Annotated in this window: 18 protein-coding genes and 1 pseudogene; 16 read left to right on the top strand and 3 right to left on the bottom strand. The window is 55.8% G+C overall.

Annotation, left to right across the window (positions count from 1 at the left end):
* Nucleotides 1–19: 19 nt before the first annotated feature.
* From HFP54_RS26380 to HFP54_RS09840, 3 genes and pseudogenes are all read left to right on the top strand, one after another.
* Nucleotides 20–107 (top strand): annotated as a pseudogene (locus tag HFP54_RS26380) (GTP-binding protein); the annotation flags it as partial.
* A 116-nt stretch (nt 108–223) separates the two neighbouring features.
* Nucleotides 224–655 carry a thioredoxin family protein gene (locus tag HFP54_RS09845; RefSeq protein ID WP_168564764.1) on the top strand — a complete coding sequence of 144 codons (432 nt, stop codon included), beginning with the start codon at nt 224–226 and terminating at the stop codon, nt 653–655.
* Nucleotides 656–672: 17 nt separating this feature from the next.
* Nucleotides 673–1752 (top strand): CobW family GTP-binding protein, encoded by a 1080-nt coding sequence (locus HFP54_RS09840; protein WP_315853869.1) that lies wholly within the window; start codon nt 673–675, stop codon nt 1750–1752.
* A gap of 54 nt (nt 1753–1806) precedes the next feature.
* On the opposite strand, the gene HFP54_RS09835 is transcribed toward HFP54_RS09840, so the two are convergent.
* Entirely contained in the window at nt 1807–3873 is a 2067-nt protein-coding gene (locus HFP54_RS09835) for a S9 family peptidase (RefSeq protein ID WP_168565003.1), read from the bottom strand.
* Between the two features lie 381 nt (nt 3874–4254).
* Here HFP54_RS09835 and HFP54_RS09830 point away from each other — a divergent pair, with 381 nt between their 5' ends.
* From HFP54_RS09830 to HFP54_RS09795, 8 genes are all read left to right on the top strand, one after another.
* Entirely contained in the window at nt 4255–5658 is a 1404-nt protein-coding gene (locus HFP54_RS09830; RefSeq protein WP_315853868.1) for an alkaline phosphatase PhoX, read from the top strand.
* Between the two features lie 498 nt (nt 5659–6156).
* Nucleotides 6157–10710: a DUF4347 domain-containing protein gene (locus HFP54_RS09825; protein WP_168565002.1), complete on the top strand. Its 4554-nt coding sequence runs from the start codon at nt 6157–6159 to the stop codon at nt 10708–10710.
* Between the two features lie 558 nt (nt 10711–11268).
* Entirely contained in the window at nt 11269–12669 is a 1401-nt protein-coding gene (locus HFP54_RS09820; RefSeq protein ID WP_168565001.1) for a site-specific integrase, read from the top strand.
* A 170-nt stretch (nt 12670–12839) separates the two neighbouring features.
* Nucleotides 12840–13454 (top strand): hypothetical protein, encoded by a 615-nt coding sequence (locus tag HFP54_RS09815; RefSeq protein WP_168565000.1) that lies wholly within the window; start codon nt 12840–12842, stop codon nt 13452–13454.
* 145 nt (nt 13455–13599) lie between these two features.
* The gene (locus HFP54_RS09810) at nt 13600–13794 is read left to right on the top strand and encodes a hypothetical protein (RefSeq protein ID WP_168564999.1); all 195 of its coding nucleotides are present in this window, start codon (nt 13600–13602) and stop codon (nt 13792–13794) included.
* Between the two features lie 151 nt (nt 13795–13945).
* Nucleotides 13946–15007, top strand: a complete 1062-nt coding sequence (locus tag HFP54_RS09805; protein WP_168564998.1) for a DUF3631 domain-containing protein — start codon at nt 13946–13948, stop codon at nt 15005–15007.
* A 68-nt stretch (nt 15008–15075) separates the two neighbouring features.
* A complete protein-coding gene (locus HFP54_RS09800) occupies nt 15076–15636 on the top strand; it encodes a hypothetical protein (RefSeq protein WP_168564997.1) in 561 nt (186 codons plus the stop codon).
* On the top strand, nt 15620–15838 hold the full coding sequence (locus HFP54_RS09795; RefSeq protein ID WP_168564996.1) for a hypothetical protein: 219 nt from the start codon (nt 15620–15622) through the stop codon (nt 15836–15838). Before HFP54_RS09800 ends, HFP54_RS09795 begins: the two co-directional genes overlap by 17 nt.
* Before the next feature lie 198 nt (nt 15839–16036).
* Here the strand turns inward: HFP54_RS09795 and HFP54_RS09790 are convergent, their stop codons facing one another.
* Both HFP54_RS09790 and HFP54_RS09785 read right to left on the bottom strand, forming a co-directional pair.
* The gene (locus HFP54_RS09790; protein WP_168564995.1) at nt 16037–16231 is read right to left on the bottom strand and encodes a hypothetical protein; all 195 of its coding nucleotides are present in this window, start codon (nt 16229–16231) and stop codon (nt 16037–16039) included.
* Nucleotides 16232–16480: 249 nt separating this feature from the next.
* The gene (locus tag HFP54_RS09785) at nt 16481–17314 is read right to left on the bottom strand and encodes a DUF2213 domain-containing protein (RefSeq protein WP_168564994.1); all 834 of its coding nucleotides are present in this window, start codon (nt 17312–17314) and stop codon (nt 16481–16483) included.
* Nucleotides 17315–17679: 365 nt separating this feature from the next.
* On the opposite strand from HFP54_RS09785, the gene HFP54_RS09780 reads away from it, so the two are divergent.
* From HFP54_RS09780 to HFP54_RS09755, 5 genes are all read left to right on the top strand, one after another.
* Nucleotides 17680–18300 (top strand): recombinase family protein, encoded by a 621-nt coding sequence (locus HFP54_RS09780; RefSeq protein ID WP_168564993.1) that lies wholly within the window; start codon nt 17680–17682, stop codon nt 18298–18300.
* Between the two features lie 219 nt (nt 18301–18519).
* Nucleotides 18520–18957, top strand: a complete 438-nt coding sequence (locus tag HFP54_RS09775) for a hypothetical protein (RefSeq protein WP_168564992.1) — start codon at nt 18520–18522, stop codon at nt 18955–18957.
* The gene (locus tag HFP54_RS09770; protein ID WP_168564991.1) at nt 18947–20371 is read left to right on the top strand and encodes a terminase large subunit domain-containing protein; all 1425 of its coding nucleotides are present in this window, start codon (nt 18947–18949) and stop codon (nt 20369–20371) included. Before HFP54_RS09775 ends, HFP54_RS09770 begins: the two co-directional genes overlap by 11 nt.
* A gap of 12 nt (nt 20372–20383) precedes the next feature.
* Nucleotides 20384–20869: a hypothetical protein gene (locus HFP54_RS09765; protein WP_168564990.1), complete on the top strand. Its 486-nt coding sequence runs from the start codon at nt 20384–20386 to the stop codon at nt 20867–20869.
* An 809-nt stretch (nt 20870–21678) separates the two neighbouring features.
* Nucleotides 21679–22422, top strand: a complete 744-nt coding sequence (locus HFP54_RS09755; protein ID WP_168564988.1) for a hypothetical protein — start codon at nt 21679–21681, stop codon at nt 22420–22422.
* Nucleotides 22423–22488 lie beyond the last annotated feature (66 nt).

Here is a 22488-nt window from a genome sequence, read left to right as displayed (position 1 = left end):
CGCAACCATCAGAGAACGCATGAGCCATACGCGTAAATTGCCCGTCACCGTGCTGTCCGGTTTTCTGGGCGCCGGAAAGACAACTTGCTTGAACCACATGCCGAACAGAAGTGCTTCTGGTTCTCGTTGTGTTGATCGAAACAACGGGGCCAATGACCTAGTCCACCAAGCTCTCTTGAATCAATCAATGGTTCACACAAGATTTGTATCAAAGAAACTTGTCTTGCTGATTGCATGCGGTTGCCTGCTGATGGCCGGATGCAATCGCCCGCACCCAACGGCGGCAACAGAAAACTCCGGCGATCTTGACCTGCCGGTCGTCAGTGGAAGTCGCTTGGAACAATACGTGCGTGACAGCATGCAACCCGTTCTGGTTGAATTCGGTGTCGATTACAATTGCCCACGGTGTGCACAAACCAAAGGTGATGTGGTGCGTCTGCGAGAATCGTTGGAAGGACGCGTCGATGTGGTCCGCGTTGATTTCAATGCCAACGTTCAAACCGTGGCAGCGCTGGGCGGAACGATTTGCCCAACTTATGTGCTGTTCGATCGCGGCGAACCCGTGCTTACAGAAAGCTTTCCGGTGGCAATCGACCTGTTGGAGGGACAGATCCTGCGGCAAACCGATGGCCCCACCCATTCGCCAGACAATTGATCGAGAGACGGTCTGCCGTGCCGGCAAAACAATTCAACCGAATCCCCACCAATGTGATCATCGGGTTTCTTGGTTCCGGGAAAACAACGGCCATTGCGAAGCTGGTCGACAAGCGGCCGGCGGGCCAGCGCTGGTCGATCCTGATCAACGAATTTGGAAAGGTTTCGATCGATCACGCGCTGGTCAATTCCAGCCTGGACGGCGTCGCAGTGGAAGAATTGGGCGGCGGTTGTGCCTGTTGCACCCTGGCGTTGGTCTTCAAGCCATTGCTTGCACAATTCATCCGCCGGACCAAGCCCGATCGTTTGATCTTGGAACCATCCGGCGTCAGCCATCCGGCCAATGTGATCGACATCTTACGCAGCCCCAACTTCGCCACCGCGATCGATCTTCGAAACATCATCTGTTTGATCGATCCCAAAGACTTCGATGATGTTCGATGGCGGGAAACCGCAGTTTTTCAGGATCAAGTGCAACTGGCGGACATTGTCATCTTGAACTGGACCGACAGCCGAGACCGCGAATTGATCGATCGCTGTCGCACGTGGATCGAAAGCTTTCGTCCGCCAAAGCAGTTGATCTTGGAAACCAGTTTCGGCGAAATCGATTCAGAACTGCTGGACCGACAATTCGACACCCTGTATTTCCCGATGTTTGCCGACGCCCATCGGTCACCCGAGGATGACAGCACGTCGGCCACCGAGCTTCATCCGGTTTCCGATCCCCATCATCACAACCACGACCACACCGACAAGGAAGCAGCCCCACCCCAACCGGCACCGGGACGCCCCGTCCGGTTTCAAAATAGTGATGCCGACTACGACGCGTGCGGATGGATCTTTCACGTCGATGACATCTTCGATCGTGACGAGCTGCTGGACTTGCTCGGATACGTTCATCCCATCGTGCGACTGAAAGGCGTCTTCCGGTGTGACGACGACTGGTGGACCATCAACCGTGCAAAAGACGGCACCAGTTATGCGACGTCGGCCTATCGCCGTGACAGTCGGCTGGAAATCATCCTGGATCGAAAGACTCCCGGCTGGGATGACTTCGAAGCCAAGCTTTTGGGTTGCCTGCGTCCGGCCGGCGACTGACGCCGACCGTTGTACCGCAAACCTTCCGGTGGGCTGGATGCACCGACCGAAACATCACTGGTCCGATTCTTCGTCCGGTTGATAAGTAACCTCGCTCACATCAACCCGCAATTCTTCCAAGCGGCTGGCCACATCTTCCGGCATCGTTTCTTGATAGCGACCGCCGATCTGGTCGGCCAAAAAGGCTTCAACCTCGGCATACATGGCCATCCGGTTGACGGGCTTGGCAAAACCGTGTCCCTCATCATCGGCCAACAGATAGCTGACCGCGTGACCATGGTCCCGCAAGGCGATCACGATTTGATCCGCTTCGGCCTGTTTGACTCGCGGGTCATTGGCACCTTGAACGATCAACAAAGGTCGTGAGATCTTGTCGGCACTAAACAGCGGGCTTGCTTCGCGGATTCGCTCCTTGCCTTCTTCGGTGGCCGGATCCCCGACCATGCCATACAAAAAGGCTCGCCCAGCTTCCCAGTACGGCGGGATCGAATCCAACAGCGTGAAGATGTTGCTGGGGCCGACGATATCGACACCACACGCATACAGATCGGGCGTAAAGGCCAGGCCGGCCAGCGTCGCGTATCCGCCGTAACTGCCGCCCATGATGGCAACGCGGCTTTTATCGGCAATCCCTTGTTCGATCAAATACTTCACGCCCCACGTGATGTCGTCCTGCATCAGTTTGCCCCACTGTAAATCGCCCGCATTCAAAAACTTCTTGCCATAGCCGCCGCTGGCGCGAAAGTTCGGCTGCAAGACCGCATAGCCTCGGTTGGCCAGAAACTGAACTTGCGCGTTGTATCCCCAACGGTCACGTGGCCCCTTCGGTCCACCATGGACCAGAACAACGACCGGCAAGTTTTTTGGCTCCGCCCCCACGGGCACGGTCAGATAGCCAGGAATCTCCAATCCATCGCTGCTTGGGTAGCGAATCGACGTCATGGGTGCCAGAAACTCCTCGACCTCCTTCAACTCGGGACGAGGCGTGTATTGATGAATCAATTCACGACTTTCAGCATCGAAATACCATGCTTCTGCCGCATAACGGTCACCATGAACGGCGATCAGAAACTTGCGATAGTCATTGGTTGAACTTTGGAATGCGATCTCGCGTCCGGGAAACCGCTGCTGCAAAAACTGATAATTGGCTTCCCAAGTCTTATCACGCCAGTAGTACCGCGTCTTGTCCTCGGTGTAGGACGTCGAGATGATTTCGCGAGTGTTGCGGTCCATTTGCAAACCACCGAAATCGACTCGATTCTGGGGATCACTTTCCAACAACTCCAATTCTTGCGTTTCGGGATTCATCCGAAACAATGTCATTAAATCCAATTCACCTTTGTTGGTGACCAGATAAAAGTTTTCGTTCTTCGCATCCCATCCGGTCACTCCCGCGTTTTCGGTAACGGTGGTTTCATAGATCGGCACCAGGTCTTCGCCGTCTTTTCGTAACAACGTGGTGTTGCCCGCCGGATCGGTCCGGCTGAGCAAACGAAGGTTGTCATCCCAATCGAACTCATAACCCGTGATACGGTCGGTATTCTGATAGACCGGCGTTAGGTTTCCGCTGGAAATCTCCAACCGATAAAGGTCGTGCCACGCCTTGTCACGGTCGTTCAACCCCACCCACAAAAGATCCGGGTTGTTCTGGCTGGCATGCACGATCCGCGCCGTGACCTCTTCCATCGGAGTCAGATTGCGCGCCGCCGGGGTTTCTTTCCCGCTTTCTGGCTCGGCATTCGGGTCCACGGCAAAAAGATTCATGTTTTCGTCGCCGCCGGAATCTTTCACAAACAGGATGTACTTCCCATCCTCGGTCCACGTGTAACCGTACAGCGGTCGTTTGCTATCGGTCAGCGGCCGAGCCTTGTCAAAAGGTTCGGCAAACGGCTTGACCCAAACATTCATGATGCCTTGATAGGGCTTCATGAACGAAATGAACTTTCCGTCCGGACTCAGTTTCCCGCCGGCGATCTGCGGATTGCCAAAAAACAGCTCGCGATCCAACAACGGCGTCACCTTCTTGGTTTCCAATTCATTGACTTGTGAAAATGCCCCGTTCGGATTGAGGCCAACGGACAACAGAACCATCGCCGCAAAAGCGATTAACACGTTTTTCATCAGACAGTCTCGATGGATTCACGGGGTCAAGGTTAAAGTTCCAATGGCAGTCGAAATCGACAAACCATTGTGGCACCATCGCAAATCCCAGGCGACTCGGACACAACAAATGCCGGACGCTGGAGTTCACACGCAACCTTTTTGCATCTAGATTTTAGATCGACCATCGGCTCGTACGCTACGGGTGACCACCGCCGCGCCGACCCGATGTCATTGATTCGGCATCATGGCATCGTGTCACCGCCGAACGATCGCATGTGACCATCCATGTGGCTGGTTTGCAAACGCTGACTAGTTGCCCCGTATCCGCCCCGAAAAACCAAGCGTGGACGCCAGGTGGTCGATCACTTGAAGTCTTCGCCGCTAATCCAAGGAACCGTCGTGAAATCTCGTCGCGAATTTCTCAGTGAATCGTTTTCATCCGTGACCGGATTCGGGGTGGCTTCGGCTCTGGCCGCATTGGGCGGGCGCATCGCACTGGGCGATCACGCCCGGGCCGGACACGCATTGCTGCCGACCAAAGATGAAACCACCGGCTTGGAACTGATTCGATTACCCGAGGGATTCCGGTACGTCAGCCACGGCTGGACCAACGATCCGATGTCCGACGGAACCCCGACACCGGCAGCCCACGACGGGATGGGGGTTGTCGCCGAAAACAATGGCGTCGTCACGCTGGTCCGGAATCATGAAATCAGCGACGACACTGACGCTTTACCCATCACCAACGGGACTCCGTTCGACCGCCGCGCCGGGGGCGGCTGCACCACACTGACGTTTGATACACGTCACGGTCGCTGGCTGGACAGTCGCGTGGCGATCGCCGGGACCAGCCGCAACTGTGCCGGCGGCGTCACCCCGTGGGGCACCTGGCTGACCGCGGAAGAAACTGTCCTGGGTATCGATTCGGTGGATCCCTATCAAAACGATGCCGCACGTTCTTTCAAACGCGATCACGGCTGGGTCTTTGAAGTCGATCCCACCGGCGTGCGTCATCCCGTACCCATCAAAGCGATGGGGCGATTCGTCCATGAAGCTGTGGCGATCGATCGCGAAACCGGCATCGTTTACGAAACCGAAGACCGTGGCACCGCAGGATTCTATCGATTCATTCCCAACCAGAACCGAAAACTGGCTGACGGTGGCAAGCTGCAAATCGCACAAGTGGTCGGTCACGATGACTTACGCGGCCACGTCGAACAGGGCCGTCAGTTCGATGTCCGCTGGCATACGATTCCTGAACCGACGCTGGCCAACACGCCCGGGCTGGATCAACCCGATGAACTGGGCGTGTTTAAACAAGGCAAGCGACTCGGGTGCACCACGTTCGCACGATTGGAAGGCTGTTGGAGCGGAAATGGAATGATTTACTTCGACGCCACCAGTGGCGGCGCCGCCAAAGCAGGTCAGATTTGGCAATACGATCCGGAAGCGGAAAAGTTGACGATGCTTTTCGAAAGTCCCGGCAAACAGATTTTGAACATGCCCGACAACCTTTGTGTCAATCCGCATGGCGGCTTGGCTTTGTGTGAAGACGGCGACTATGGGGACGATGAATACCCGCAACGAATCCATTTGCTTTCGCAAGACGGACATCTGATCCCGTTGGCAGTCAACGACGTTCAGCTGAACGGGCAAAAAGGTTTTCATGGCGACTTTCGAGGGCGGGAATGGGCCGGCGCCACCTTCAGCCCCGACGGGCAATGGCTGTTCGCCAACATCCAAACGCCCGGCATCACCCTTGCGATCACCGGCCCCTGGCAAAACCTGACCGACGACGCCTAAGCGGTCAAAACAAAGGGCGAACGCTTGGGGGACCCATCGTGGCATTGGTGACTTGATTCGCGGGCGATGACCGGTAGTGTCGCCGCGCGCGTCACCTTGGCCTCCCCTGACGCTTCCCGCCCGCTCAACGCTCCCGCGAGCCGAAAAAGACGGCTGCCCCCTAACGCGTCCAAGGTCGACAGCAGGAACGCCACGATGCAGGCCGCGCATGGCATGGGCGAAGCGTGATTGGCTGAGCAGACCGCTTTGCCCCAACTGGGTTCGTATCGACCTGGGGGACTGAGTTACGCCTGGACGGGGCCGGCGTCAGATGAATCCGTTCCGCCCCAGAGAGAGCGGACACTCGCGATGAAGTTGTCTGGCTGACTCGTTGGCAAAGCCTCCTACTTCATCACTTCATCCTTTCGCAACAAGAACTTTCTATTTATCCTGAACCACCCACCCTAACGGACTATCCCGCCCTAGCGATTCAATCCGCAGATTCGAAACGAGCGTTTGATGAAGATTCCTGGTGTATTCCTGTCGCGACTGAGCCGTCGAATCAAAACCAGTGGCCGCGTTTCAAAGTCCAGTCGTCGTCCGGAACCATGGAAGGTCCACTGCCTGGAGGAACGAGTCATGCTAGCGGCGGATTGCGGCGCCGCGGTCGCCGGCCTCTCCGCCAAAGCAGTCACCACGGACGTTTCACCGGCAGGCGACCCGGACGATGCACGTGTTGCGTCCGACCGAGTTTCCAACGGCATCGTTTTCATCGACGCCGCTGTCACCGACTTGGAGATGTTGACCGACGGGATCGAATCGGGGCACGAAGTCGTCTTGCTGCAGCCTGATCAGTCGGGCGTCGATCAAATCAGCCAGATTTTGTCCACGCGTAAGGGCATCACCAGCGTGCACATTGTCGCTCATGGCCAGGCGGGACGATTGCAGCTTGGCAATCAGATGTTGGACTTCGAAACAGTCGAACGTGTTCAGAATCAGGTTTGTTCTTGGTCGAATTCGTTGACCAGCGATGCGGATCTTCTGATCTACGGCTGCGAAACGGGGGCGGGACAGGCCGGTTTGCAACTGATTCAGCGTTTGGCCGAATTGACTGGGGCGGACGTTGCCGCATCGATCGACAAAACGGGGGCCGAATCACAAGATTCCGACTGGGACCTGGAACGTCATGTGGGTGTGATCGAAGCCGGTTTGGCCTTCAACGAATCGACCCGAAAGGTTTATCAAGCACAGTTGCCGATCACCATTCGTGCGGCGGGCAGCACGGGTGAAGAACAAATGCTGTTGCAGATCGACGAGACGACCGTTGCGACGTTCGACTCCGTTTCGACGGAGTTTCAAGACTACACGTTTGATGCCACCGGAATCGACGCCGATCAAGTTCGCGTGGTCTTTACCAATGACCTTTACGAGCCTGAAAACGGTATCGACCGCAACCTGATCGTCGATCGAATCACGATCGATTCGACGGTTTACGAAACCGAGTCGCCGGAGGTCTTTTCGACCGGCACTTGGTTGCCGGCCGACGGAATCGTTCCCGGGTATCGACAATCCGAAACGCTGCATTCCGATGGTTATTTCCAATACGCCGGGACGACGCCACCAGTCCCGACGGGTGATCCCAGCGGATTGGTGATTAACGAAATCCATTACAACCCGGGCCCGGACGCCGTGGTCGACGGCGATGCCGAGTTCATTGAACTGTACAACTCCGGCGACGAAGCGGTCGACTTGGGTGGTTTGTCGTTTACCGGATTCGATTTGACGTTCACCAACGGCACGATCATCGGTGCAGGGCAATACGCGATCGTGTCGCCATCGATCGAATTGGCTGAATCGACTTGGGGCGTCACTCCCATCGCCGAATTCGCGTCGGGTGGCATCTCCGGTGGCGGCGAATTGATCCAGTTGATCGCGGCCGATGGTGTGACAGTCATTGATGAAGTCGAATACCTGGACGAATCGCCTTGGACACCGTTGCCCGATGGTAACGGACCGTCACTGGAACTCCGTGACTGGGCACTGGACAACTCCGTTGCGCAAAACTGGGGGGCATCCGAAGGCGATCCGACCCCAGCGGCTGAAAACTCGATCTTCGGCACCGATGCCCCCGCGCCGATCACCGACATTGTGGTCGCGCCGGGCGAAGTTCTGCCCAACGAAGCGTTTACGATCAGCGGGAATATCGAAGGCGCGACCAGTGCGAATCTGGTCTACAAGGTAATGTTTGGCGAAGAACAAACCGTCGCCATGACCAATGTCGAAGGCAATACATGGCAGGCGACGCTTCCCGGGGCTGATGCGGGAACGCTGATCCGCTATCGCATCGAATCGGATGTTGCGGTGGCGCCGTTCAATGACACGATCAATTACTTCGGTCTGGTCGTGTCGCCGACCGACATCGAAGGCAACGAATTGCCGCTGTTTCAGTTCTTTGTCGACGAAGCCGAGTTCACCGAACTGACGACGACCGAGTTGGCGTTGACCAATGACAAAATCGAAGCGGTCGTCTACTTCGATGGCCAGGTGATCGACAACGCGACCGTTCGAGTCCGCGGTGGTGATTATTCTCGGACCTTCTTTGACAAGAAAAGCCTGAAGTTTGAGTTACCCGATGGCCAGACCATCGATGTGGGCGCCGAAGGTTCGTATCCGATCGATGAATTTGGCATCAATGCGGACTTTGGGGATTGGTCAGTCGCGACCCCCGACATTACGTGGGACGTTTTCAACGCCGAAACGGAATCGTTTGTCAGTTCCTTCTTTGTCCGAGCGGAGATCAACGGCGACTTCCATGGCGTTTTCCGATTCCAAGAACTGTACGACGGTGCGTGGCGTGACGCCAATGACATCAGCGACGACGATGAATTCTATAAGGCCGGTGAAGGTGGATTCGGCACGACTGCTAAGTTCGACAAAAAGTCCCCCGACGACGGTGACTACACCGAAATCGATCAATTGAACGATGTCTTGACGGCACCACCATCGGACGCCAAGACATCATATCTGTATGACCATGTGGACGTCGCAAATGTGGTCAACCATATGGCACTCAGTACCCTGACGCGTCACGACGACCAAGAGGTGCAAAACTTCTATATGTTCCTGGACGCTGACACCGAACGTTGGTCGATCGTCGAATGGGACTTGGACCGTTTGTGGATTGAATCGGGCGATGAAACCGAGGGCCCATTCACGACTCCGGAGCCGATTGATCAAGAATTGCTGAACTCCGTTTGGGAGGTCCCGGAGTTCCAAGAGATGTATTGGCGGCGGATTCAAACGTTGGTGGATACCTACCTGACCGATGATGCTCGCACCCAATTCATGGCCCGGTATGACGAACTGATCGAACAGATCGGTGAAACGAATTCGACACTGGAATTCGAAAAGTGGCAGCGAAACGACATTTATGCCAACCCTTATTGGCGGAACGAGTTGGCCGCTGGATTGGATCAGCGTGCCGCGGCGTTTGAATCGGAAACTCGCATGCCGGGAAGCTTCAGCGGCGTCGCCGATATCGTGATCAACGAATTGCACTACAACCCGCTGGACGGTGACGCGGAATTTATTGAACTGTTCAACCGATCGGAAACGGAATCAATTGATTTGTCCGGCTGGACCGTGGACGGCATCGATTTGACGATTGGCTATGGCACCGTCATTCTTCCGGGGCAAAGCATCGTGTTCACCGATGACTTGACACGTTTTCGCGTCCAGGCACCCGGCGACATCTTCATCGGCGGTCAGTATTCCGGCGGTCTGAAAGGCAGTGGTGAACTGATCACACTGGCCGATGCCGAGGGCAACGTGATCGACCAAGTCGATTATTTGGACGACGATCCATGGCCCAGTGAACCCGACGGTGATGGGTACACGCTGGCATTGATCGATCCCAGTTTGGATAACAGCTTGGCGTCCAGTTGGGTCGCCAGCGATCAAATCAACGGAACGCCGGGATTGCCGAACGATGCGGTGGTGACAGGTTCGACCCTGAAGGTCTACGCGGCCGGATCGACCGGCGATGAAATCATCACGCTGGACGTTGCCGGCGAACAGGTTGCCATTTTCAATTTGGCATCCTACGGCGGTCAGGCCGACGATTTGGCCAATCGTAATTTTGTGGAAATGACTTGGGGATCTAACACGCCGTTCACCGCCGACGACGTGCGAATCAACTTCATCAACGATTTCTATGACCCGGAAGCCGGAATCGATTCCAACGTGGCCATTGACCGTATCGAAATCGACGGCGTGGTCTATGAAACGGAGGCCAGTAACGTGTTCTCCACGGGCACCTATCTGTCCGTCGATGGAATCGTTCCCGGGTACCGTGAAAGCGAAGTCCTGCATACCAACGGCTATTTCCAATATGCCAGTGAATCTTCCAATGAATCACCGGTTGCCGTGGACGACAGCTTTGTCACCACATCGGATCAACCGGTCACCGACAATGTCTTGGCCAACGATTCCGATCCGGAACTGGACCCGCTATCGGTGGCCGAGTACACCGATGCGCAATTCGGTTCGGTGACGATTCAACCCGATGGTGACTTCGTCTACACGCCGGCCGCCGGATTCATTGGCGACGATTCGTTCACCTACACCGTCTCCGATGCAAATGGTGGTTCGGCGATCGGAACGGTCAGCATCCAAGTCGATGCTCCAGTCCTGTTTGCCGATGGCAACCAGATTCAGTTGCTGAACAACTACTACGGATCGTATTTGGTTTCGATCGGTCGTGATGCTGAAACCGCGCCCGAAAGCGATGCAGCCAGCCGGTGGGAATTGATCGCTTCGGCCAACGGCAGCTACTTGTTGCGAAACGCGTCCACCGGTCGATATTTGGATGGTGATCTGTTCGGAATTGACACCAATTCAAATCCATCAGCGCGTGGGACGACCTGGCAGTTCATCGAAGACGTCGACGGACTGTACTATCTGTTCAACCCGACGTATGACACCTATGTCGATGCGAATGGTGTGCGATCCGACGTGGCTTGGGATCCCGGTTCGCTAGATCCCGATGACCTATGGCGGGTGACTCTCGTTTAGCGGTCCCGTGTGGGTTGCAAACGGATTCGATGAACAGACCAGAGAAGACTTGATGATTGCGGTGACGCCATCATCAGACGCCGTTGGACCGGCAGACTATCTAACGGAGGCGAATGTTTTCTCGTGAAGCGCAGGCATCCCGATCCCGAGATTGATTTTAGTCACAGGGAACCATTCCCAATCGACCGAAGTTCGTTCACGGCGAAATCGTTTGATTTTTGATCGGCCGTCATCACGTGGGTGACGCTTCATCATAGGCGGGCGAGCGGCGACAGCCGGTTCGAATTGATCGCCCATTCGGCCCCCAGTGTCCCGACCAATACAGACAAAAAAACCCTCTGAAACACTTGGCTTCAGAGGGTTTTGAATGAGTCGGGGCGACTAGATTCGAACTAGCGACCTCTACGTCCCGAACGTACACGTTTGGCACTTTTCTTTATAAAGGAAACGCAATTCTCTAGGCCCGTTTCTCCGATTTAAGGCCCGAATCGGGCCTACCTGCGCGGGCCTAGGCCGGATATCCTTAGGGGACGCACCTTTAGGCCCTGAGGTAAGACGATGGCGACGAAACGGATATTGAACTGGCGTCCGCACGACCAAGGCGGACGATGGCGAAAGCTCTACAAAGGCAAGTATTTCCAGCGCAACAAGCGACCGGACGAGTCTAGAGAGGAAAGCTACCAGCGGGTGCTGGCCGAGTTTGAAGAATGGAAAGCAAAGGTCGATGAAGCGGAGGCCGCTAACGACCCCAGCCAAAGGGCGTGGAACCTCTTGATCGAGAACGCCGACCGAATCTTGGCTGACCTCGAAAAGCAGGACTCCTTCGATAACCGGCGTGATTGGAAGTACGTCCGGGCCAACCAGATCGCCGCAAAACTTCTCCGCGACCGTGGCGTTAAGTGCCCGTTGAGCCTTCAGGAAATCGAAGCTGATCCGCGTGGTTTGCTAGAGTGCTACTTTCCAGAAAAAGCGGTCCTCGATCGAAGCGACCCGCCATGGGCCACCAAGCCCCAACCTACGGCCTCTGGTACGCTCGGGGCGATTGCCCGGACGTTTTTGAAAGAGAAGAAAGCCGAGGCAGATGCGGGCCAGTTGTCATTCGGCCGCTACAAGCAACTAAAGATCAAGGTTGATCAGTTCGTCTCGTTCGTCGGTGCCAACAAGAAGCCGTCCGAGTTGACGAATGGAGCATTGACCAACTATCGCATCGAACTGCTTGACCAAGTTGCCAGCGACACGTTGAGTGCCAAGACGGCAAAGGACAAGTTGGCCGTTGCGGTTCAATTCGTCCGATGGGCCGTTTCGGAAAGCTTGATAGAACGGCCTGCCATCCTTGATTCCCCCAATAGGCTGTCGATTACGGCATCAGCCGGAAGGATCCAAGTATTCGACGAACTCGAACTACAGACGCTGTACAAAGGAGCAAACGATCGGACCAGGTTGTTTATGTTGCTCTGTTTGAATTGCGGTATGACGCAAGTTGATATCGGCAAGCTTCGCCACGATGAGGTGGACTGGAAAAAGGGACGCATCGCTCGCAAACGATCTAAAACGGCAAAGCACGGCGATGCTATACCGACCGTGAACTACCCGCTGTGGAAAGAAACGTTTCGGCTTTTGAAGAAGTTTCGCTCAGGCCACGATTCGCTGGCCTTGACGAATGAGAATGGCAACCCCTTGTGGGACGATCGATCCGACGTAAACAGCATTGACTCGGTATGGAAACGCCTTCGGACTAAGTTGGCCGAAGACGGAACGCCGATTGACAAACCGATGAAGTTGTTGCGTAAAACGTCTTCAACTCGGCTGGAAACGAAGTATCCGCAATTCGGTGATCTCTTCCTGGGACACGCCGCTGCCTCGATGAAGTCGAAGCACTACGCCAACTATCCTCAAGACCAATTCGATGCCGCCGTTGAGTGGTTGGGTCTTGAGTTGGCGGCGGCGATCGACGGATAGTCTATAGACTCTCTAAACGCTATTTACTGGGCGGAGATCGGTAGTCCACGCACCCTTCGGGTAAAATTGGGATAGCTACGGCGAGGGCTAGGGTCGCTCCCAAACGCCGGATATCCAGGCCGGTTGCCCTCCGCCGCTTTTACCCTGGAACGTTTACTGGAGAACGAAGGATGTTGATCCTTTGTAAGGTCTGCAAGCGGAAATTAAGAAAGATCGTAGACGAGCATGGCCATACCGTCCGGATCGGAAGCCTTGGTATAGGTTACCGGGTTGGCGAGTACTACCACGTTGACGAGGACACGTTGAGTTATCTCCGAAAAATCTTCGTGGTACAAGTCTTCGACATACCAGAAGGGCCTGAAGCTCTCTTCGTGTGGGTCCGCGATTGGAGCGATTGTATCCCATGGAAGGTCATGAAGGATGCCATCGGGCCGAGAATCGAGCTGATGGTTGGTGCTATCCGCCGTGACTTGCGCAGCACTATGCCCGAGGGTGCCGACAGCAAGATTGAATCGGTCGACGATGCTCTTGACGTTTTGCGGGCCTTGGCGAAATCGAAAGCCGAGACGGTCGCTCGAAGGCAAGGCAAGTCGTCGACACGGGGAAAGGGCAAAACCAACCAACGACTAGCGGAAGCCATCCAAAAACATCCCGATCGGATCCACTGGACCGCGAAGATGTGGGGTGAGAAGTTTGGCGTAACGGATGCCGCCGTGAAGCAGACCCCGTGTTGGACGGAAACCATCATGGCCGCTCGGAAACTCTACCAAGCCGACCGCCGGTAACTTACCGCCGGTTCCGATCCACTTACCGCCGAAACACGCCCGTAGGCCGCGAGACACGCCGTTTCGCGGCTTTTTTCGTGCGTGGACGCTTACTTACCGCCGGATTTACGAAGGCTTTGTACTCGCCAATTCGGAGGTGTATTTCATGAAAGCCAAATTACCCGTTGATGCGTCAAGGCTTGTCGCTTTGGCCCGAGTCGCCCATTTGAACGGTGACAAAAAACTTGAACGATCCTGCAATCGTCGATTAGCCGAGCGGTTCGGCATTCGGATTGTCTTTATCTGTCGCGATGCGACCGAACGTGAACTTCGACGCACGGAGGACCGCCGCGATGGTTAAACGGAAAACCAAGAAGCAGCCGGAGGTAAACCCCGCCCCGCCTGGTCCTGAAAGGAAAACTCGGAAACGAAAGCCCAAGCGAACCGCCAAAGGCCGGGTAGGCCGGGTCGGCCGGGTTGCCCGAGGGGGGACGGCCTCGATTGTCCGGACGGTGGCTGATTTCATCGGCACCTATATCGTCATGCCGGATGACGCTCGGATCGTGATGGCGAGCTGGATACTAGCTTCGCACATCATTGATTCGTTTGATCGTTTTCCCCATCTGGCGATCACGAGTCCGGAAAAGCGATGCGGAAAGACTCGGTGCTTGCAACTCATCGAGTTGCTGAGTCGGGAAGCGGTGATGACATCGAACATGTCGCCCGCCGTAGTCTATCGGCTGATCGAAGAGAAAAAGCCGACACTGATCATGGACGAAGCGCAATCGTTAAGTCGTCAGGGTTCCGAAAACTCTATCGCGATTCAAGAGATCTTTTGCGCCGCGATCGACCGGAACGCTGCCGTCCATCGGGTCGGTGGCGACCGGAATGATGAGATCGTCCAGTTCCGCGTGTACTCGCCCAAAGTCGTCGCCCTCATCGGCAACTTGGACGGCGTTCTTGCCGACCGATGCGTGGAGGTTCGCTTGGCCCGTAAGACGGCCGACGATTCGGTCACGAGGTTTCGGTCACGAGTGGTCGAACCGGACGCGGAAAAGGTGCGAGAGAGCATCGTAGCGTGGTGTACGGATCACGCCGGGCGGGTCGCGGAAGCCTATGACACCACCGATGAGTTCGATATCGCGAACGACCGAATGGCCGAGTTGATGTTGCCACTCCAATCCGTGGTGATGGTCGACGACGAAGAATCGTTGCCAGCACTTCGGCGATTTGTGTTCGAGTTGGAAGAGCAGGACCGGCAAGCCGAACTCTCTACACCGGGCGTCAAGTTGCTGATTGCGGCACGCGAAATCTTCGACCGCGTCAAGCCTGATGAGAACGGCGGGAAGTTTTTGCTTACCAAAAACCTAATTCGAAAACTCGTCGCTCGGGAAGAAGAAGAGTGGCAGCGTTTTTCAAGCGGACGGCCAATTTCGGCAGACGCGATCGCACGATTGCTCCGACCCTACGGAATTCGATCCAGCCGGGATCGGACTCGCAGAAAACGGGGCTACTGGGCTCACGATTTTGATTCGACATGGGAACGGTACGCCCCCCGTACCCCTTCTCCGTAACCCGGCCGGGCCGGCCCGGCCGGCCTAGCCGACCTCTTTAGATAACACATCCTATATGGATCAATTAAATGATATTTCTCGAATACGTAGCAACCAAGCTGATAGGAAGACCGACAGCCCGAAAACAATGGGTTTGTCCCTGGTGCAACGAGGCGCAACTCAAAGTGCGTCCACCAAAACGCGATTACGCAATCAAGTTTAAGTGCTGGAACTGCGACAAGTGGGGTGACGCGATGGATCTCGCTACGAAACTCCGACCGGACTTGAACCCGGACGAACGAAAGCAGTTGATCGCCGAATTTCGCAAGGACTTTGACGCAACCACCTCTGGATCTCTTCCTTCAGGACAAAGCGGGGCGGGGTCATACCCGGACCTCTCACCGAACGAGGTCTGGAAGCGATGGTGGCGGGACGTGGGCGACCACGCATCAACGGATGCCCAAGTTCGGAAAGTTACGGATGCAATGGAGCTTTTCGAAAACCTTGCAGTGGTCGGTCTAGTGCCGCCGGAAATCGGTGCCCACTTCCGCCGCCAGTGTCAACGCGAAGCCGCCTTCAAAATGGGGCTGCTCGAAGAACTAGGTATCGCTGACACGTTTGTGGAGACGGATCATGACACCGGAGAATAGTATTCGCCGGGCCTGGTTGCAGATGTGGCTTGACTTCACTCGTGACGCCATCGGCAAGTGCCAAATCTACGTGACGGACGAGATGGACCGTATGGACGCGGGGGGGCCATTGAAGGACATCGAGGAAGTCCGAGTGTATCTGTTCAAACTGCGGGAGGTTGAGGGGGCGATCCTTGAACGACTCGCGGAATTGAACGACTGACCGGCGAAGCGGGAAGAAACCGGGCAATAGTAAAGATCCCCGGTGCCCTTCCGTTTTGGATTGGGCACAAAGGCCTGTCGATCCCACTAAGCGTCGAACGAGGCTAGCAACCACCTAAGATCGAGTGAAATGTAGCCCAAAGAAAAACCGACCGCTCGAAAGCGGTCGGCAACGCAGGTCGATACCAGAAGATACCAGCTAGACGACGGATACCTTGCCGCCGGAATCCACTTCGACCGTCTTGCCAATCAGGCCCTTCAGGCCCTCAAGCGTCTTTTCCGTGACCTCTACCTCGGCTGGGCCACCAAGCGGCGCACCAGCGTCAGGTTCTTTACGCTGAAATCCGAGGTCTTCGAGGGCGGTCACTAGTGTGACCTGAATTGGGGATGCCATGAAAAATTCCTTTACAGGCACTTCTTAAACGAGCCCGCCTAACGTCCTGGCAGGCGACATGCAATAACTGTACGGAAAAATGCTTTCATGTCAACGAAACGGCGCACTCAACACCCCCTAACGACACTCTGGACTCCACGCAGCCATTAACCGCTTTTACGGTTACTATGACCGCCGCTAAAAAACTGACTACAGGTGGGGATCGCATCCGCCTACGGGACACTTGGTTAAGCCTCCACGCTAAAGCGTCTAAAAATCCAACTTGGGTGCGACCAAGGGCGCCTCAACGGCTCGGTGGTTGATCGTGGGACGACCCTCGACACGACAGTCGGAAAAGTCCAACACGGGTGCTACGAGCGGCCCCGATGAGTCGTTGCTGGTCAACTGGGGGTCGCGGTCCGATGCGCTGAAATTCAACGTCGGGGCGACTAGCGGTTGTTCGCTGGGGACGAACGAATTCACGGAAACACCACATCCATCTTTCACGGAACAAGCTCCTTTGGCTTGGGGGAGAATTGCAAAGTGGTCTGCGTCGTAGTCGACAAGTCGGTGGGAAAACGGACGGCCTTTGAACTTGCCAGGACGGTTAACGGCCCTTGTGAATAGGCCGGTAGATAATTCGACGGGCTGGCCGGAGGCGACTCGCTGGTAGACATCGGGGGCTAGACGCTGGGTGCGACGAACATCAAACCACGCCTCGGCCTTGATCGCATTGCCAACGAAACGGGCATTGAAGACGTGCCCTAGGCTGTGTTCTTCGAGAACGTCGGGAGAGCGGGCGGAGACGTAGCCGTGACTGGCTTTGGGGTGGTTGAGTACGAGGGGCACGCCATTCCAACGTTCAACTCGGCTCTGAAGCACTGACGAGGGATAAAACATGGGGCCAGTCGAGCCATGAAGGACTTGTTCGCGGACCATCGTGACAGGCGCAACTAGGTACTCGCGGCCATCTAGGTCTGCCAACGTGACGGAGGCGGCAAGATTGGCGGCGATTTGCGTGGGTCGGGAGTTCGCGACTAGGCTTTCGGCAGCGTCGGTGAATCGGTCGAATTGGTGGTCGAAGGATGATTGAAACGGGAACATGTCTGTCTCTCGCGACGAAGAGGTGGAACGCACTCAAAGAGGGTAAGCGGGACCCTACATTTTCCTTATAACTGCAAGCCCCATACCTGCGCTACTCTTTCGGCCAGTAAATAAACTGAGGGCTATAAGACTGAGACCGGGCTTCCTAGGCCGTAGTTATCAACCCTCGATTCGAGCCGAACCCATAAGGGTGCGATATACGCTATACGGCATTGCCTCAGGCGGAGAGTGCGCCGTAGAGAGATTCCGAGACGGCCTTGATCCGTAAAGCCCGACCTATAAACCGTAGTTTACGGCGCATAGGTTTTACGCTATAAGGAAACGGTTCGTGTTATGAGGTTTCGACTCTTACTATGATAACTGAGATGAGCAAGTTTACTGCGGTCTACTGTCGTGTTTCTTCTAATAACCAGGACACTGCTTCCCAAAAGCCGGACCTAGAGTCCTATATCAAGAGCCTGGATGGTGATGTGAAATGGTTTGAGGATAAGGCGTCTGGGAAGTCAATGAGCCGACCGGAATGGGAACGTTTAGAACGTGATGCCAGGGCAGGGAAAGTCTCACGGATTGTCGTATGGCGATTAGATCGACTAGGGCGAACGGCCTCGGGATTAACGGCACTTTTTGAAGATTTGAATGCCAGAAAGATCAATCTTGTCTCGGTAAGGGACGGCCTTGACCTATCAACACCAGCAGGTCGGCTCATGGCGAACGTGTTAGCATCCGTCGCCCAGTACGAGACCGAAGTTAGGGGCGAGCGTGTCAAAGCTGGGCAGGCAGTAGCTAGGGCAAATGGTAAGCGGTGGGGCGGCTCCAAAAAGGGCGTCCGCCGCACAGTCAACGCCGACACACACAAGGCCATTGTTGAGTTTTACAAATCGGGCCAAACCATAACCGCCGTCGCTCGGGCCGTCCGGGTGAGTCGCCCGACCGTGTATTCGGTGCTCCGGGAGGCCGGGATTCTTGAACCCGCCGGGAATCCATGAGATAAGGCACCTATCGCACCGTCTCGCACGACTTTCCGGGCGTAAAGCACGAGGCGTTGGGGGATCGCCCGAAAGCCTTACCGCACGGCCTAGGGCCTCTAGCAAAGTACCCCCGAAATACCCATAAGATAGCCAGTAAATGCGAGTAGCGCATGAGGCCGATCGGTCTTAGATTCCCTAGGTGTATTCCCAACGCCTATCGAGGAGGCCCGACCGACGATGCCCCGAGTATCTAAAGGCACGCGAAAGAACAAGAGCCATAAGCCAAACAAGCTACCAGCTAAATTCACAACCGGCTTTCTTGAGACTCTTGACGCTCGTTACGCCGTCGCCAAACAGTTGCGATCTAACTATGAGTCGATTGTTCGAGACCTGGGGGGCGAGGGAGCGATTTCCCATGTTCGCAACGCAGTCATCGAGCGATTTGTTTTTCTTGAGGCCCTTCTGCAAGACCTAGAACAAAAGGTCATCTCCGGCGAACTTGAAACAGATGAAGTGATTGGCCGTTGGGTCCAGGCTATGAATTCCCTCTCAGGACTAGCCAAGACCATCGGTCTTGACCGTGCCCCCGCAGACCTCAATTGGTATGCGAAGCTTCCCGCTGACGTCGAGTATGAACCCGCTGATACGCCGGAGGACCGAAGCGATGAACGTTGACAAGCTGAGGCTATATGCCTCGAATCCCGCTGCGTTTCGTGATGAACTTGTTGTTGACGTTGACGGTACGCCTCGACGCCTCGGAGATGTCGCCGACCCGTGGCAGCGTGACGACTACAAGTTGCTTGATCCTCTCGTGATGGCGTGCCTAGGTCGCGGCAAGCGTCCTGAAACAATGCGGGCGTTCTTCGAAAGACCCCGCGGCCACAGCAAAACAACCGACATCGCCGTAGTGGTGACGTACATGCTGGCGTTCGCGACTCGGCCATTGAGGCTTTATGCCTATGCCGCCGACAAAGATCAAGCGATGTTGCTCCGGGATGCGATACTGACGTTGACCCGGTTGAATCCTTGGTTGGGAGCGTGGTTGCAAGTTGATCGCGCCCGAGTAACGAACGTTTCGGATTCGCCTGGCTACGATTCTTACCTGGCCATTGAGACTTCGGACGTTGGGTCTTCTTACGGGATTCTGCCCGATGCGATCGTGTTCGACGAGATAACGCACTGGGGAGATTCATCCGAAGCGTTGTGGGCGTCGCTCATTTCCTCGGCTGCGAAGCGTCGGAATTGCCTGATGTTCGGGATCGCAAATGCCGGGTGGCAAGAAACGTGGCAATGGAAGTTGAGGGAATCAATTCGCTCCGATTCTTCTTGGATCTTCCGCCGTCTTAACGGCCCGGAAGCCTCTTGGATGACGGAGGATCGACTTGACGAACAGCGACGACTGTTGCCGGGTGTGTCTTTCGCTCGGCTGTGGTTGAACGAATGGTCGACCGGCGGCGGCGATGCCCTGACGAGCGAGGATATCGAGGCCGCGTTTGACGGCGCAGCCTTCCCGATCGGGAATCGGCTGAGGGGCTATACGTGCGTTGCCGGTGTTGACCTTGGGGTGAAGCGTGACGCGAGTGCTGTCGCTGTGCTGGGCATCGGTGAAAACGATACGCCGAATGCGAAACGGTTCCGGTTGCTTCACACCAAGCGATGGAAACCGCGACCGGGAAAGACCGTCGATCTGATGGACGTAGAGCAAGAGTTAAGGCGGTGTTGCCAAGTCTATGGTCTCGACACCATCGCCTACGATCCTTGGCAGGCCGAACTACTCGCCCAGCGTCTTTCCTACGATCTCCGGCGAGTTGACTTGTTACCAGTCGTGCCCAGCGGTGCGAATCTCCGTGACATGGCTTCGCGGTTAATCGAAGCCTTTACCGATCGTCGCGTGACGCTCTACGAAGACCGGGTGCTAAGGCATGAGCTGGTTCATCTTCGAATCGAGGAACGTTCGTTTGGATTTCGCCTCGTGAGTCCCCGCGACGAAACGGGGCACGGTGACTTGGCGTCTGCGTTCGTTAATGCGCTGTACGTCGGATTTGATATCGCGGGTCGAAAGGCTCGCCCCACTGTTTCTATGTTTTAGGAGAATGCTGTTATGCCACGAGTAGTCGAAACACAAGAAGAGTTCTTTGCCCGCAACGGCGCGAGACTGTACGACGACACCACCTCCCGAACGCTGTTCGCCAACGGGGCTGTCTTCCACCATGAACATGGCCTAATGCAAGAGGCCCCGAATGATCCCCACGAGCGAAGTCGGGCATTCATTGAGTACGCTTTGCGTAAGATCGAAGAGTACAAGCTGTATTCGCGCAAGGTCCGGCGGGGGCTGCAAGGTCTTGAGGCTATCTATGCGGATTCGCCTGCGTACTACCGGACGCCTGACGAGGCTTATGAGAAGCTCAAGGCTTGGTCCAAGAATATTGAACGACTGGACCGGATGATCATAATCAAGCAGGAGCGATTGCCCGAGTGGCAACAAGCCCGCCACCGGGAGCGCCTTCAACTTGAAGCCCAACAACGTGCCGCCGAAGAACGGGTTGAGATCAACCGCCGGTTGCCCGAGATCCCGGAGTGGAAGTGATGATCCGGGCGAAACCCGTCACCTCTGGGCGGCGGTTTCCCCGTCGCTCGGCACGGCCCATGGCTCCGCCGTTGTGTCCACCCCGAAACGATGCGAGGCACGCTGCTGGGGGGCCTACGCAAGCCGAAATTGACTCGGTGACCTATTGCCCGCCCCCCGAGGAGATTGCGAGGGCGGCGGCGGAGATCCGGGCCGGTTGGTCGGAGGAGACGGAAGCGGCACGACGATTCGGCTTGGATACCGAGGAGTGGCACGTGCCGGAGGTGCCCAGCCCTAAACAAATTTAGGCCCGCCGTACCGAAGGCCCGCGAGGGCCTAGAGAAAGGCCTGGACCAAACCGGCCAATTCGGGCCTGTCTCGGAAGGCCCGTAAGTCGTTGAAGCTAAACGACTTAGAAAGTCGGGGCGACTAGATTCGAACTAGCGACCTCTACGTCCCGAACGGACCATCTTTTCCCTTAGCAAACCCCGGTTTTTCTGCTGAAAACCCGCTGTTCACGCAGCCGAACCTACCAAATTCGCTTGGCATCTGCTGCACCTAATGTCGTTTTTTTGATCTTTCGCCACCCCAATTTTGCCAGTTTTCGACACACCGAGATCTCGCACGTACACAACGCAACGACTGCGACTCGCTAGCGCAAATGCCAGCAAGTCGGCCTGAAGTTCGACATCAATCCCGGCCTCTCTGCCGACTCCTTCTTGGCCATTGCCTCTCCGGGTGCCCCGAGGCGTCTGCGGACGCTAAGATACGGAGGCACTTAGTACGAACTTACTTTCATTGCCGACATTCTTGCCAAACGGCTAATCTCCATGGCCCTGAATGATGATCTGTACCTCGGCGAACTTATCGGCAAGTCGCGAGAGTACAAGTACGTCCACGCAACCCAACATCTTTCCAAGTGGATACGGCTTTACGAGGCAGGCACGCTTGCCGATGTTTACCAGATCGCTTGCGAAGCAGCTGCGCTACTGGCGGCAACTGGCCATGATCCAGCGGTCCGCTTGGCGGTTAACAATACAATTGCAATGGCCGTGACGAAGAAGCGATCGTGGGAAATCCCGTCTGATTCGGGCGACCTGTTTCGGGCATACAACGCGGGAATACGTCGACTTGCCGTCTTTGATCAGTTTGAAATAGACATGGCGTGTGACAGCAAACGCTCGATCGGCTGGCAGATTATGGCGACACTCGCCAAGATTTCCGCACGAAAGGAGCGGCTGGAACTGTTACGTCGAATCGTCGCTGGAAAACTATCGCACGCCAAGTTGCTGGACCTGGTTAAATCCCGCAAACCGAAATTGAAGCGGCCACCGATCCCAGGGAACGTAATTAAAGTCGCTCATCGTGCTTTGGCGGAAAGCAAAGAGCAGCTTGAAATCATTGCCGATCCAAAGTTTATGGAGCGACTTCAACATGTCGTCAATATGGACGAATTCGCTGCCTCTTTGGAATCCGTTGAGAACGACTTACGGGTACTGCGCCCGCTGATCGACGACGCTTACGACCGAATTAAGAAGATGCAACGCATCGTGTCTGGCGAACGCCCATCCTAAGATTGGAAACGTGCCCTAGGGCCAATGGATTTGTTTGCCTAGGACAACACACGGCTCTTGACGAGC

This window comes from Crateriforma spongiae, from assembly GCF_012290005.1.
GTDB classification, from domain to species: domain Bacteria; phylum Planctomycetota; class Planctomycetia; order Pirellulales; family Pirellulaceae; genus Crateriforma; species Crateriforma spongiae.
Note: the sequence above shows the minus strand (reverse complement) of the source record. Positions and strands in the feature narration are given on the sequence as shown.